Origin of the sequence: Pseudomonas sp. 5P_3.1_Bac2, from assembly GCF_025465995.1 — a bacterium.
In the GTDB taxonomy this organism is placed as follows: Bacteria; Pseudomonadota; Gammaproteobacteria; order Pseudomonadales; family Pseudomonadaceae; genus Aquipseudomonas.
The window spans coordinates 91,759-104,573 of record NZ_JANLNY010000002.1 but is presented as its reverse complement, the minus strand read 5'-3'; the positions used below and the strand labels follow the sequence as shown (position 1 = coordinate 104,573).

The 12,815-nt window shown below is 59.3% G+C and carries 13 protein-coding genes; 1 reads left to right on the top strand and 12 read right to left on the bottom strand.

Going from position 1 to position 12,815, the window contains the following annotated elements; all coding sequences use genetic code 11:
* Positions 1–105 precede the first annotated feature (105 nt).
* Complete coding sequence (locus NTD81_RS21355; protein WP_315974668.1) at positions 106–1,422, top strand: PAS domain-containing methyl-accepting chemotaxis protein; 1,317 nt, start codon at positions 106–108, stop codon at positions 1,420–1,422.
* Positions 1,423–1,454: 32 nt separating this feature from the next.
* Here the strand turns inward: NTD81_RS21355 and lipA are convergent, their stop codons facing one another.
* The 12 genes from lipA to NTD81_RS00430 form a co-directional block, all read right to left on the bottom strand.
* Positions 1,455–2,432, bottom strand: coding sequence for a lipoyl synthase (lipA, locus tag NTD81_RS00485; protein ID WP_262178270.1), 978 nt, complete (start codon positions 2,430–2,432; stop codon positions 1,455–1,457).
* 95 nt (positions 2,433–2,527) lie between these two features.
* Entirely contained in the window at positions 2,528–3,208 is a 681-nt protein-coding gene (lipB, locus tag NTD81_RS00480) for a lipoyl(octanoyl) transferase LipB (RefSeq protein WP_262178268.1), read from the bottom strand.
* The gene (locus NTD81_RS00475) at positions 3,208–3,486 is read right to left on the bottom strand and encodes a DUF493 domain-containing protein (protein WP_262178266.1); all 279 of its coding nucleotides are present in this window, start codon (positions 3,484–3,486) and stop codon (positions 3,208–3,210) included. Before NTD81_RS00475 ends, lipB begins: the two co-directional genes overlap by 1 nt.
* A gap of 66 nt (positions 3,487–3,552) precedes the next feature.
* On the bottom strand, positions 3,553–4,725 hold the full coding sequence (locus NTD81_RS00470; protein WP_262178263.1) for a D-alanyl-D-alanine carboxypeptidase family protein: 1,173 nt from the start codon (positions 4,723–4,725) through the stop codon (positions 3,553–3,555).
* Between the two features lie 115 nt (positions 4,726–4,840).
* On the bottom strand, positions 4,841–5,848 hold the full coding sequence (locus tag NTD81_RS00465; protein WP_262178261.1) for a septal ring lytic transglycosylase RlpA family protein: 1,008 nt from the start codon (positions 5,846–5,848) through the stop codon (positions 4,841–4,843).
* A complete protein-coding gene (mltB, locus tag NTD81_RS00460) occupies positions 5,848–6,858 on the bottom strand; it encodes a lytic murein transglycosylase B (protein ID WP_262178631.1) in 1,011 nt (336 codons plus the stop codon). Before mltB ends, NTD81_RS00465 begins: the two co-directional genes overlap by 1 nt.
* 17 nt (positions 6,859–6,875) lie before the next feature.
* A complete protein-coding gene (rodA, locus tag NTD81_RS00455; RefSeq protein ID WP_262178629.1) occupies positions 6,876–7,979 on the bottom strand; it encodes a rod shape-determining protein RodA in 1,104 nt (367 codons plus the stop codon).
* Between the two features lie 38 nt (positions 7,980–8,017).
* Positions 8,018–9,907 carry a penicillin-binding protein 2 gene (gene mrdA, locus NTD81_RS00450; protein ID WP_262178258.1) on the bottom strand — a complete coding sequence of 630 codons (1,890 nt, stop codon included), beginning with the start codon at positions 9,905–9,907 and terminating at the stop codon, positions 8,018–8,020.
* Between the two features lie 13 nt (positions 9,908–9,920).
* Positions 9,921–10,388 (bottom strand): 23S rRNA (pseudouridine(1915)-N(3))-methyltransferase RlmH, encoded by a 468-nt coding sequence (gene rlmH / locus NTD81_RS00445; RefSeq protein ID WP_262178256.1) that lies wholly within the window; start codon positions 10,386–10,388, stop codon positions 9,921–9,923.
* Between the two features lie 12 nt (positions 10,389–10,400).
* Positions 10,401–10,787 (bottom strand): ribosome silencing factor, encoded by a 387-nt coding sequence (gene rsfS / locus NTD81_RS00440; protein ID WP_262178254.1) that lies wholly within the window; start codon positions 10,785–10,787, stop codon positions 10,401–10,403.
* 22 nt (positions 10,788–10,809) lie between these two features.
* The gene (nadD, locus tag NTD81_RS00435) at positions 10,810–11,454 is read right to left on the bottom strand and encodes a nicotinate-nucleotide adenylyltransferase (RefSeq protein WP_262178252.1); all 645 of its coding nucleotides are present in this window, start codon (positions 11,452–11,454) and stop codon (positions 10,810–10,812) included.
* Positions 11,454–12,719, bottom strand: coding sequence for a glutamate-5-semialdehyde dehydrogenase (locus tag NTD81_RS00430; RefSeq protein ID WP_262178250.1), 1,266 nt, complete (start codon positions 12,717–12,719; stop codon positions 11,454–11,456). The genes nadD and NTD81_RS00430 overlap by 1 nt, the downstream gene beginning before the upstream one ends.
* Positions 12,720–12,815 lie beyond the last annotated feature (96 nt).

Below are 12,815 nucleotides of genomic sequence, written 5' to 3'. Positions count from 1 at the left end.
ATTTTGTAAAGCAAGCAGACTTCACAACATTGTCTACGCTATTGATATTGTGGCCTTGTGCTAGGTTTCAGGGCTCTGGCCCCAGTATCAATAGTGAGGATGGACATGTTCAGCAAGAAAATTCGCCAAGAGCTTGAGCAGCTGCGTAAGGAATACGCACCCCTGCGACAAATCAGTGATTCAATTTACCAAGAAATGATGATCTTGGAAGTCGACACCCAAGGGCTTATCCGCAAGGTTAACGACAACTTTCTGCAAGAGTTGGGCTATCGCCAGGAGCAGTTACTCGGCAAGCCTCTGGATAGCTTCTTTCCAGCCAGCTTTCGGCAAGAACCCAACTACCAAAAAATTCAGCAGGCCATGCGTCAGTCAGAGCATCTGTGCGGCGCCTATCGCCTGCTCGACGCCCAAGGCCATGAGGCGTGGCTGCGGGCCATCTGGCAGCCGGTGTGCAATGAGCAAGGGCGCATGCAGTACATGACCCTCTGCGCCACCAACCTGACCCGTACCATCGAACAGTCACGCGAACACGAGAGCATTATCCAGGCCTTGCTGCGCTCCACAGCAGTGATTGAGTTCGACCTTAAGGGCCATGTGCTGACCGCCAACGATCGCTTCTTGCAGGGCATGGGCTACAAGCTGGAGCAAATCAAAGGCCAGCATCACCGCCTGTTTTGCGCCCCCGAGGAATACAACTCGTCGGCTTATCAGGAGTTCTGGAACCGCCTAAACCATGGCGACTTTATCAGCGACCGCTTTAAGCGCATCGACAGCCATGGCAACGTGGTGTGGCTGGAGGCCTCCTATAACCCGGTGACCAATGCCCACGGTGAGCTGTACAAGGTGGTTAAATTTGCCACGGTGATTACCGAGCAGATCAACCAGGAACAGGCAGTAGCCGATGCCGCCAGCATCGCCTATGAAATCTCCCAGCAAACCGATGGCACCGCGCAAAAAGGTGCGGACGTGATCAGTCAGACCCTTAAGGTCATGCAGGAAATCGCCCGCCAGATGCAGGATGCCGCGGAAGGTATCGAGGCCCTAGGTAAACAGTCGCAACTGATCAGCGCGATCATGAAAACCATCAGCGGTATCGCCGACCAAACCAACCTGCTCGCCCTCAACGCCGCCATCGAAGCCGCCCGCGCCGGCGAGCAAGGCCGTGGCTTTGCCGTAGTAGCGGACGAAGTGCGGCAACTGGCCGGACGCACCAGCAAGGCCACCGAAGAGATTGTCGAAGTGGTGCAGCGCAACCAGACCCTGGCTCAAGCGGCCGTAGAAAGTATGTCCAGCAGCCGTCAGCAAGCCGAACAAGGACTGATCCTGGCCAATCAAGCCGGAGAGGTCATCATCGATATTCAGGACGGGGCGCAGCAGGTGGTGAAAGCCGTCGGCCAGTTCGCCAATCAGTTGAAAAACTGATCGGCGAACCGCACGCACTGGAGGGGATAGCCTTAGCCGATTTTGCTCGCGTGAGCTTGCTGATCGGCGTGGTACGAGGAGCGCACCAGCGGGCCGGAGGCGACGTTTTTAAAGCCCATTTTCGCGCCCTCTTCGGCGAACCAGGCGAAGGTGTCGGGGTGCACAAAACGCTGCACCGGCAAGTGGCTGCGCGACGGCTGCAAGTACTGGCCCAAGGTGAGCATGTCGATATCGTGCTCACGCATTCTGTGCATCACCTCGATGACTTCTTCATCGGTCTCACCCAAGCCCAGCATCAGACCGGATTTAGTCGGCACGTTGGGCACCAACTGCTTGAACTTCTGTAGCAAATCCAGCGACCACTCGAAATCCGAGCCTGGGCGTGCAGCCTTATACAGACGCGGCACGGTTTCCAGGTTGTGGTTAAACACATCTGGCGGCTCTTGGGCGGTGATGGCCAGGGCCACGTCCATCCGGCCACGGTAGTCCGGCACCAAGGTTTCGAGCTGCACATTCGGCGACAGCTTGCGAATTTCCCGCAGGCAGTCGGCAAAGTGCTGGGCACCGCCGTCGCGCAGGTCGTCGCGGTCCACCGAGGTGATCACCACGTATTTCAGACGCAGGTCGGCGATGGCCACGGCCAGGTTGTGCGGCTCATCCACATCCAACGGCTTAGGTCGGCCATGGCCAACGTCGCAGAACGGGCAACGGCGGGTGCAGATATCACCCATGATCATGAAGGTTGCAGTACCACCGCTGAAGCACTCGCCGAGGTTCGGGCAGCTAGCCTCCTCGCACACGCTGTGCAGCTTGTGCTTACGCAGCAGCTGCTTGATACGGTCGACTTCTGGCGACACCGGGATGCGCACACGAATCCAGTCCGGCTTCTTCGGCAGCTCGTCGGTGGGAATGATCTTCACCGGAATGCGCGCCATCTTCTCAGCGCCACGCAACTTGACGCCGACTTCGACTTTGCTGGGTTTACCGGCCGTTTCCACAGTGCTGCTCATACACCACCTACTGTTAAATGAATTCAAGCTGCGCGCTTAGGGACAAAGGCCTAAGCCGTACGCAGTACTGCCTGCTCAGGGCGCTAGCGACCCTGCTACGCGTCTGCCGCCAGCGCCGTGGCTAAGTGCTCAAGGCTGCCGGCTAAGTCTAGTTGTTCAGGGTAGTCCAGATGCTTGGCCAGCTGTTCACGCAGCCGCCCCTGCACCTCGGCCAGAGTGATTGGCGCATCGACCAGATCGGCCAGCTGGGTCATGGCCATACCGGCGTAACCGCAAGGATTGATCCGCTTAAAAGGTGCCAGGTCCATGTCCACATTCAGAGCCAAGCCATGGAAGGAGCGGCCATTGCGAATACGCAGGCCGAGGGAGGCGATCTTCGCCCCATCCACATAAACCCCCGGCGCATCGGGCTTGGCGTTAGCGCTAACGCCGTAGCTGGCGAGCAGCTCAATCAGGCTGCGCTCAATCCGGCTGACCAGCTCGCGCACGCCAATCGCACTGCGCCGCACATCCAGCAGCAAATACGCCACCAGTTGACCGGGGCCGTGATAAGTCACCTGGCCGCCACGATCGACCTGCACCACCGGAATATCTCCGGGGAACAACACATGTTCTGCCTTACCTGCCTGGCCCTGGGTGAACACCGGCGCGTGTTCGAGCAGCCAGACTTCGTCCGGCGTGGCTGGACCACGGCTATCGGTGAAGCGCTGCATGGCATGCCAGGTAGGTTGATACTCGACCAGACCCAGCTCGCGAAAGCCGAGTGCACGGCTCATCACAACACCATGTGCACGCGGCCAGTGGCTCGCAGGTCGGTGTGAATGGCTTGCAGTTGCTCAACCCCGGTGGCAGTGATCAACACCTGCACGGAGAGAAAACGCCCGTTGCGGCTGTCACGGCTGACCAAGGTGGTCTCGTCAAAGCCTGGGGCATGGCGCTGCATGATCTCGATGACCAGGTCGGAGAAGCCCTCGCCCGCCTCGCCGATCACTTTGATCGGGTAGCGTTCGCAAGGGAATTCGATTTTTGGAGCTTGAACGTCAGTATCTGTCATATCGCTCAGCAGGCTTTTGACCTGTCCAGAACAGAACGCCCCGGATAGGGGCGTTGGGCAAAAGAATCAGTTAAACAAACCGTAGAAGAACAGGCTGATGCTATCCCACAGACGACGGAAGAAGCCACCTTCCTCGACGGCCTGCAGGGCAACCAAGTCGGCGCTGTGCACCACTTTATCACCCAGCTTCACCTCAACCTTACCGATGACGTCGCCTTGGGCGATCGGTGCAGTCAGTTGGCTATTCAGTACCATGCTGGCTTGCAGCTTGTCCATTTGACCTTTAGGCAGGGTCAGGCTCAGATCCTTGGTCAAACCGGCTTTGACCTGGCGGCTGGTGCCTTTCCAGACTTGGGCTTGGGCCAGCTCTTCGCCTTGCTTGTAGAAGGTGCGGCTTTCGAAGAAGCGGAAGCCATAGGTCAGCAACTTCTGGGTTTCCGCCGCACGGGAGGACTCGCTGGTGGTGCCGAACACCGCAGTGATCATGCGCGCGCCATCACGGACAGCCGAAGCGACCATGCAATAACCGGCTTCAGCGGTGTGGCCAGTTTTCAGACCATCGACGGTCTTGTCACGCCACAGCAGCAGGTTGCGGTTGCTTTGCTTGATGTTGTTCCAGTGGAACTCTTTCTGTTTGTAGATCGCGTAGTGCTCTTGGTCTTCATTGATGATCGCGCGAGCCAGGATCGCCATGTCGTGGGCACTGGAATAGTGCTCTGGGTCTGGCAGACCGGTAGCGTTCATAAAGTGGCTGTTGACCATGCCGAGCTTGGCGGCGGTCTCGTTCATCATGTCGGCGAAGGCGTCTTCACTGCCGGCAATGTATTCGGCCAAGGCGATACTGGCGTCGTTACCGGACTGAATGATCACGCCGTGCAGCAGGTCATCAACCTTCACTTGGCTGTTCAGCGGCAGGAACATGGTCGAACCACCAGAGGCGGCACCACCGGCACGCCAGGCGTGCTCGCTGACCGGCACCAAGTCTTCCTCACCGATTTTGCCCTTACGGATTTCCAAGGTGGCAATGTAAGCGGTCATCAGCTTGGTCAAGCTGGCTGGCGGCAGACGCTGGTCACCGTTGCTTTCCACCAGCACGTCGCCACTGGCCGCATCCACCAGCACGTAGGACTTCGCCGCCAATTGCGGGGCAGTCGGGAGTGCCTGTTCCGCCCAAGCGCTGGAGGCGCTGAAGAGGCACAGGGAGAAGAAAACGCGTTGCGCAAAACTGGTGATATTCATCCGTCTCTCTAGTTACTAATAGTCAAACAAGCCCAAGGGCATCCTGTATTACTAAGCAGCTACCTTGCTGCTTAGTCCCGCTCAGGTCGAATTAGTGCCGCACCGTAGTGCCGCTTTACTCGCCCCGCACTACACGCGGCTCGCCGAGGTTGGCTAAGCGCACGCTGCTCTGCAAACGCTCAGCCTCGCCCTGATTGCTGAACGGGCCCAGCCGTACGCGGTGCAAAATCTGTTGGTTGTGCAGTACCGAGCTGACGAAAACCGGCGCACTCACCCGCTCGCTCAGCTTGGCCTTGAGTAGCTCCGCAGCGTCGGGATTGGCGAAGGCTGCCACTTGGAGATACAGGCCAGACGCTTCGACTGAAGCGTTTTTTTTTGCGTCGATCTGCACAGGCAGGACGGCGGCGGCGTGTTGTTGCGGTGGCGGCACGTATTGCTCAACGACGGCAGCAGACGGCTGGGCGACACTGGTCGCTGCCTGGGCAACGGTTTTCGGCTGGGCCAAGACCATCGGCACCGGCTGGCCTTGCTGCGCCCACCACTCGTGAGGATCGATCCCCTCGACCTTGACCCGCGCGGTGCCGCTCTCGGCGTAACCGAGCTTTTTCGCGGCGGCAAACGACAGGTCGATGATCCGGTCGGAATAGAACGGACCACGGTCGTTAACCCGCAAGATGACCGACTTGCCGTTATCCAGATTAGTCACCCGCACATAGCTGGGCAGCGGCAAGGTTTTGTGCGCCGCGGTCATGCCGTACAGGTCGTAAGTTTCGCCGTTAGCGGTGGCCTGACCATGAAACTTGGTGCCGTACCACGAAGCCGGGCCGATGGCGGAATATTTGCGCGCATCCGGGATCGGGTAGTACTGCTTACCCAACACGCTGTAGGGCGCAGCCTTAACTGGCCCCGTGTTAGGCATCGGCACGGCGTCCTGGATCTTGGAGACATCGACTTCCCACCATGGCGCGCCATCTTTATGCGGACGATTGAAGTCGCTGGGGCCACTGGTCACCGGCTTCACCGGCACCACGACGGGCTGAGTAGTAGTACGACTCGACGAGCAGCTCGCAAGCATCAGCGCTGCAGCGCTGTATGCCGCTAACTTGCAAGACCAACGCAGCATCAATTTTTACCCCGTGCTTCAACCAGCAGCTCAGATAACTGATTTACCGCCATCGCGTACATCACACTGCGATTGTAGCGGGTGATGACCGTGAAGTTCGGTAAGCCCAGCCAGTACTCATTACCTTGGGCGCCTTCTAAACGAAATGCCGTGACCGGCAGCTCATCATCCAACGCCAGTTCACTTTTCCAGCCCAAGGCACGCAATTCGCCGACATTGTTTACCGGATCCAGCGCCGGGCTCAAGCCCTGCAGGTTGTCCTCGTCCGTTACCGTGGCGCGGCTAGCCACCGCCTGGCCGGCTTGCCAGCCGTGGCGCTTGAAGTAGCTGGCAACACTGCCGATGGCGTCGGTCGGGTTGTTCCAGATATTGATATGGCCATCGCCGTCGAAATCCACCGCGTAAGCGCGGAAGCTGCTCGGCATAAATTGCGGCAAGCCCATGGCGCCGGCGTAGGAGCCAGTCAGACTCAGCGGCTCGACCTGCTCCTCGCGGGCCAGCAGGAGAAACTCGCGCAGCTCTTTACGGAAGAATGGCGCCCGTGGCGGGTAATCGAAGGCCAGGGTCGACAGGGCATCCATCACTCGGTAGCTACCGGTATTGCCGCCGTACATGGTCTCAACGCCGATAATGGCGACGATAAACTGCGCCGGCACGCCGTATTCCGCTTCCGCGCGTTGCAGTGCTTCCTGGTTTTTCTGCCAGAACTCGACACCGCGCTGGATGCGCGTATCGGTGATAAAGATCGGCCGATAATCCTTCCACGGTTTGACCTTCTCCGCCGGACGCGAGATCGCGTCGAGGATCGCCTGTTTGCGATTAACCTCAGCAAACCAGCTGTTCAGCTGCTCGCTGGCAAAACCGTAATCCCGGGTCATTTCCCCGACGAACTCAGTCACCGCTGGCGACTGTTGATAATCCCCAGCCAGTACCGGTTGAACTGCTGCACAGGCTCCTGCAAGGAGCATCCATGGTGCTTTACGGCACAACCAACCGCGCGCGTTTTGCATTGAACTCATAACCCCAATCAAGTTTGTGTCATCCACTTCCGATGGGTGTGGATCGACATCAGAATTCCAAAGCTGGCCAGCAAGGTGATCAACGAAGTGCCGCCATAGCTAATAAAGGGCAATGGCACCCCCACCACAGGCAACAGACCGCTGACCATGCCGATATTGACGAAGACATAGACAAAGAAGGTCATGGTCAGTGCACCGGCGAGCAGCTTACCGAACAGCGTCTGGGCTTGCACGGTAATCACCAAACCCCGTGCAATCAATAACATGTACACCAATAGCAACAAACACACGCCAACTAAGCCAAATTCCTCGGCCAGTACCGCGATGATGAAGTCGGTGTGGCTTTCCGGAAGGAAGTCTAGGTGCGATTGGGTACCGAGCAGCCAGCCCTTGCCCATCACCCCGCCGGAGCCAATCGCGGCTTTGGACTGAATAATGTTCCAGCCACTGCCCAGCGGATCGCTCTCCGGATTCAAGAAGGTCAGCACCCGCTGCTTCTGGTATTCGCGCATGACGAAAAACCACATGCCCACCGCCACTGGCACCACCGCAGCCACCGCCCCGATGATCCAACGCCACTGCAGGCCCGCGATAAACAGCACAAAGCCGCCGGAAGCCAGAATCAGCAACGAGGTGCCGAGGTCTGGCTGCAGCAAGATCAGCACGAAAGGTGTAGCGATCATCGCCAAACTGATGCAGATATGCTTGAAACGAGGGGGCAAATTTCGACTCGACAGATACCAGGCCAGGCTCGCCGGCATGATGATCTTCATAAACTCCGAAGGCTGGAAACGGATCACCCCGGGAATATTGATCCAACGCGTGGCGCCCATGGCGTTGTGGCCCATGACGTCCACCACAAACAACAACCCGACGCCAGTTACATAGGCCAGCGGCACCCAGCGCGCCATAAACCGCGGCTCGAACTGGGCGATGATAAACATGCCAACCATGCCGATCCCGAAGGAGCTGGCTTGCTTGAGCACCAGATCGACGTTTTTGCCGCTGGCCGAATAGAGAATCATCAGGCTGCCGCTGGCCAGGATCAGCAATAACAGCAGCAAGATGCCATCGATATGCAAACGCTGCAGCAGCGAGGCGCGGCGGCGCATCAAGTCCTCGCGGGACAAATTACGATCGAAATTGTTATTCATGGCGCCGTCACCGTAGCGGCCGCAGGCGGCGCATATTCAGCCTTGAGCTGGCCGTTTTGATCGAGCAGCCAGGCATCGATCACTTGTTTGGCCACCGGGCCTGCCACGCCGGAGCCGGACTCGCCGTTCTCGACCATCACCGCCACGGCAATCTGTGGATTCTCCACCGGAGCGAAGGCGACGAACAGGGCGTGGTCGCGATGGCGCTCGGCGACTTTGCTGCGGTCATACCTCTCCCCCTGTTTGATCGCCACCACCTGCGCCGTACCACTCTTACCCGCGATACGGTACACCGCGCTGTCACCGACTTTACGCGCGGTACCACGGGCGCCGTGGGTTACCTCTTCCATGCCTTTGCGCGCGGCATCCCAATAGCTGGGGTCACGCAAGACGATATCGGGTATCGGGTTAGGGTCCACCGGCACCTCACCTTTGATGGTTTTCGCCAGGTGCGGGCGAATCCACTTACCGCGCGTAACCAGCAGCGAAGTGGCCTGAGCCAACTGCAGCGGCGTGGTCTGCATATACCCCTGACCGATGCCGAGAATCAGCGTCTCACCGGGATACCAGGCTTGACGGTAGCGGGCCCGCTTCCAGTCCCGCGACGGCATCAGCCCCGCGGTTTCTTCAAACATATCCAACGACACCTGCTGACCGAAGCCGAAGCGCGACATGTAATCGTGCAGGCGATCGATGCCCATTTTGTGCGCCAAGGCGTAGAAATAGGTGTCGTTGGAGCGGCCGAGGGCCAGGTTCATGTCCACCCAACCGTCGCCGTTACGGTTCCAGTTGCGGTATTTATGGGTGTTATTGGGCAGCTGGTAGTAACCCGGGTCGAAGATCCGTGTCTGCGGCGTCACCACACCGCTGTCCAGACCGGCAATCGCCACCATCGGTTTGACTGTCGAGCCCGGCGGATACAAGCCACGCAGCACTCGGTTGTACAGCGGTCGGTCGATGGAATCACGCAGGTCGGCGTAGGCCTTAAAGCCAATGCCCGTGACAAAGGGGTTAGGGTCGAAGCTCGGCTGGCTGACCATGGCCAGCACCTCGCCGCTTTGCGGCTGGATCGCCACGATGGCGCCACGGCGTCCGCCCAGAGCCGCCTCTGCGGCCTCCTGCAAATGCACATCGAGACTCAGGACAATGTCTTTACCTGGCTTGGGGTCAGTGCGATTGAGTATGCGCAGGACGCGGCCACGGGCGTTGGTTTCGACTTCCTCGTACCCTACTTCGCCGTGCAGCTCGTTCTCGTAAAAGCGCTCGATGCCGGTTTTACCGATATGGTGGGTGCCGCTATAAGCCACAGCATCCAGCTCTTTGAGCTCTTTCTCGTTGATCCGCCCGACGTAGCCTACCGAGTGAGCAAAGTGCTCGCCCAACGGATAATGCCGCACCAGCTGCGCCACCACCTCCACCCCGGGCAGGCGGAACTGGTTAATGGCGATACGGGCGATTTGTTCTTCGGTCAGCTCAAACAGCACCGGCACTGGCTCAAACGGCCGCCGTCCCTGTTTGACCCGGCGCTCGAACAAAGCGCGGTCACTCTCGCTCAGCTCCAGCACCTTGACGATTTCATCCAGCACCTGGCGCCAGTCACCAGCCCGTTCGCGGGTCAGGGTCAGGCTAAAGCTGGGGCGGTTGTCGGCGATGATCACGCCATTACGGTCGAAGATCAGCCCGCGACTCGGTGGAATCGGCTGCACGTGGATACGGTTATTTTCTGCCAGGGTGGTGTGGTACTCGTACTGCACCACCTGCAGGTAATACATGCGCGCAATCAGCACCATGGTCAGCAGTAAAAACGCCACAGCACCGACCACAGCCCGTTGGCGGATCAGCCGACTGTCTTTTTCGTGGTCTTTAAGGCGTATGGGTTGCGGCATCTGTGCCTGCTTATTATTTGTGGTAAGGGTGCCCAGACAACACGGTCCAGGCCCGATAAATCTGCTCACCCAAGAGGATGCGCACCAAAGGATGCGGCAAGGTCAGTGGCGACAGCGACCAACGCTGCTCGCTGCGCGCCTGCACCTCGGGCGCCAAGCCTTCCGGGCCGCCGACCATGAGGTTGACCGTGCGCGCATCGAGACGCCACTTGTCCAACTCCACCGCCAGTTGCTCCGTGCTCCAAGGCTTGCCGGTCACCTCCAGGGTGACTATGCGCTCGCCCGGCGCGACCTTGCTCAGCATGGCCTCGCCTTCTTGGCGGATCATCCGCGCCACGTCGGCGTTTTTGCCGCGCGTGGTCAGGGGAATTTCCACCAAGTCCAAGGCCAGCTCACTGGGCATGCGCTTGGCATATTCCTGCCAACCGTCTTCCACCCAGCGCGGCATCCGCGAGCCTACGGCGATCAATTTGATCCGCACCGCCTAGCGTCCTTATTCCTGCTCGCTACCAGGCTCAGCGCTGAACTGCGCACGGCTTTGCTCGGCACCTTGCCACAGACGCTCAAGGTCATAGAACTGACGGGCAGTTGGCAGCATGACGTGGACGACGATATCGCCAAGGTCGAGCAGTGCCCACTCGCCGCTGTCCAGGCCTTCGCTGCCGATTGGGCGCACGCCCTGCTCTTTGACTTTTTCCTGGACGTTATCGATCAGGGATTTGACCTGACGGCTGGAACTACCGGTGGCGATCACCATGAAATCGGTGATGCTGGTCTTGCCGCGCACGTCGATGACGGTGATGTCTTGCGCCTTGATATCTTCCAGGGCAGCGACGGCCACTTTGACCAAGTCTTCGCTGCTTAATTTTGCGTTTGCCATAACTAACTCATTTGCCTCGTGTTCAATTCGCGCCACGGTACAGCCCGTGCGCATGGATATAAGCCAGAACCGCGTCAGGCACTAAAAACTGCGCTGACTTTGCTTGCGCGATTAACGCGCGGATCTGGGTGGCCGAAACCGCCAACGGCGTCTGCCAGATAAACGCTATTTGCCCGCCCGGCCCAGCCAAAGCCTGCGGATCACTCACACTGCGCGCCGCCACCAAGTTGCGTAGCTCGTCCGCTGCTTCGGTATCAGCGTCCGGGCGTTGCAACACCAGGATGTGGCAGTGCAGCAATAATTCTTGCCAACGATGCCACGTCGGCAGACCACAAAAAGCATCCCAACCTAAGATCAAAAACAACTGATCGTCAGCGGCCAACTCCGCCCGCAGTGACTCCAAGGTGTCGATGCTATAGGACGGTTTTTCCCGCTTCAGCTCACGATCATCGACGCGCAAAAGAGCGCTACCAGCCACCGCCAACTGCGCCATAGCCAAGCGCTGCGCAGCACTCGCCTGGGGTTGTGAGCGATGCGGCGGGCGCGCGCTGGGGATCAGGCGCAGCTCATCCAGGGCCAGTGCCTGAGCCACTTCGACGGCGCTACGCAGATGCCCGATATGCACAGGATCAAAGGTGCCGCCGAGCAGGCCGATGCGTTTAGCCATCAGGTGCGTATGTGTCCGTCGCCGAACACCACGTACTTCTCACTGGTCAGGCCTTCCAGGCCGACCGGGCCACGGGCGTGCAGTTTATCGGTGGAAATCCCGATCTCCGCGCCCAGGCCGTATTCAAAACCATCAGCAAAGCGAGTCGAGGCATTAACCATCACCGAGGCAGAGTCCACCTCGGTGAGGAAGCGCCGGGCATCAGTGAAGTTCTCAGTGATGATCGAATCGGTGTGCTGCGAGCCGTAATGGTTGATGTGCTCAATCGCCGCATCCAGCGAGGCGACGATGCGAATCGCCAAAATCGGCGCGTTGTACTCGGCAAACCAGTCATCTTCGCTGGCCTCCAGCACATCGTTACCGAGCAGTTGCCGGGTGGCTGCATCACCGCGCAGCTCCACGCCCTTGTCGCGGTAAATCGCCGCCAAAGGTGGCAATACCCGCCCTGCGATAGCAGCGTGTACCAACAAAGTCTCCATGGCATTGCACGGCGAATAACGCTGGGTCTTGGCGTTATCGGCGACGCGAATGGCCTTATCCAGGTCAGCGGCGACGTCGATATACACATGGCAGACACCGTCCAGATGCTTGATCACCGGCACCTTGGCGTCGCGGCTGATGCGTTCGATCAGGCCCTTGCCGCCGCGCGGCACGATCACATCGACATACTCCGGCATGCTGATCAGCGCGCCTACGGCGGCGCGGTCGGTGGTTTCCACCACTTGCACCGCAGCGGCAGGCAAGCCTGCCTCGGCCAGACCTTGCTGAATGCAGCTGGCAATCGCCTGGTTGGAGTGGATCGCTTCCGAACCGCCACGCAAGATGGTGGCATTGCCGGACTTCAAGCACAGGCTGGCGGCATCGATGGTCACGTTAGGCCGCGACTCATAAATGATGCCAATCACGCCCAACGGCACGCGCATTTTGCCGACTTGGATGCCCGATGGCAGATAACGCATGTCGCGGATCTCGCCAATCAGCTCAGGCAGGGTGGCGACCTGACGCAGGCCTTCAATCATCGAATCAATCACCGCGGGGGTCAGCGCCAAGCGGTCGAGCATGGCGGGCTCCAGACCATTGGCGCGGCCACCGGCCAAGTCCAGTTCATTGGCCGCAGCCAAATCAGCGCGGGCCGCATCCAGCGCATCAGCGGCGGCATGCAGGGCGCGGTTCTTCTGCGCAGTGCTGGCACGCGCCAGTACGCGCGAAGCGTTACGGGCGGCCTGCCCCAGGCGGGTCATATAGTCGAGCACGGACTCAGTCATGATGGCGTCAGGTCGGGCAATTAAAAAAAGTCGTTGAGTATAACGGCACAGCCGCTGCGCGCCCAGCTTTGCTAGGCAAGCGGTCAGCGTGCGCCA

Excerpts from the sequence above, each read along its gene's own strand:
- NTD81_RS21355 (WP_315974668.1), top strand. The coding sequence starts at position 106 with ATGTTCAGCAAGAAAATTCGCCAAGAGCTTGAGCAGCTGCGTAAGGAA.
- lipA (WP_262178270.1), bottom strand. The coding sequence starts at position 2,432 with ATGAGCAGCACTGTGGAAACGGCCGGTAAACCCAGCAAAGTCGAAGTC.
- lipB (WP_262178268.1), bottom strand. The coding sequence starts at position 3,208 with ATGAGCCGTGCACTCGGCTTTCGCGAGCTGGGTCTGGTCGAGTATCAA.
- NTD81_RS00475 (WP_262178266.1), bottom strand. The coding sequence starts at position 3,486 with ATGACAGATACTGACGTTCAAGCTCCAAAAATCGAATTCCCTTGCGAA.
- NTD81_RS00470 (WP_262178263.1), bottom strand. The coding sequence starts at position 4,725 with ATGAATATCACCAGTTTTGCGCAACGCGTTTTCTTCTCCCTGTGCCTC.
- NTD81_RS00465 (WP_262178261.1), bottom strand. The coding sequence starts at position 5,848 with ATGCTGCGTTGGTCTTGCAAGTTAGCGGCATACAGCGCTGCAGCGCTG.
- mltB (WP_262178631.1), bottom strand. The coding sequence starts at position 6,858 with ATGCAAAACGCGCGCGGTTGGTTGTGCCGTAAAGCACCATGGATGCTC.
- rodA (WP_262178629.1), bottom strand. The coding sequence starts at position 7,979 with ATGCGCCGCCGCGCCTCGCTGCTGCAGCGTTTGCATATCGATGGCATC.
- mrdA (WP_262178258.1), bottom strand. The coding sequence starts at position 9,907 with ATGCCGCAACCCATACGCCTTAAAGACCACGAAAAAGACAGTCGGCTG.
- rsfS (WP_262178254.1), bottom strand. The coding sequence starts at position 10,787 with ATGGCAAACGCAAAATTAAGCAGCGAAGACTTGGTCAAAGTGGCCGTC.
- nadD (WP_262178252.1), bottom strand. The coding sequence starts at position 11,454 with ATGGCTAAACGCATCGGCCTGCTCGGCGGCACCTTTGATCCTGTGCAT.
- NTD81_RS00430 (WP_262178250.1), bottom strand. The coding sequence starts at position 12,719 with ATGACTGAGTCCGTGCTCGACTATATGACCCGCCTGGGGCAGGCCGCC.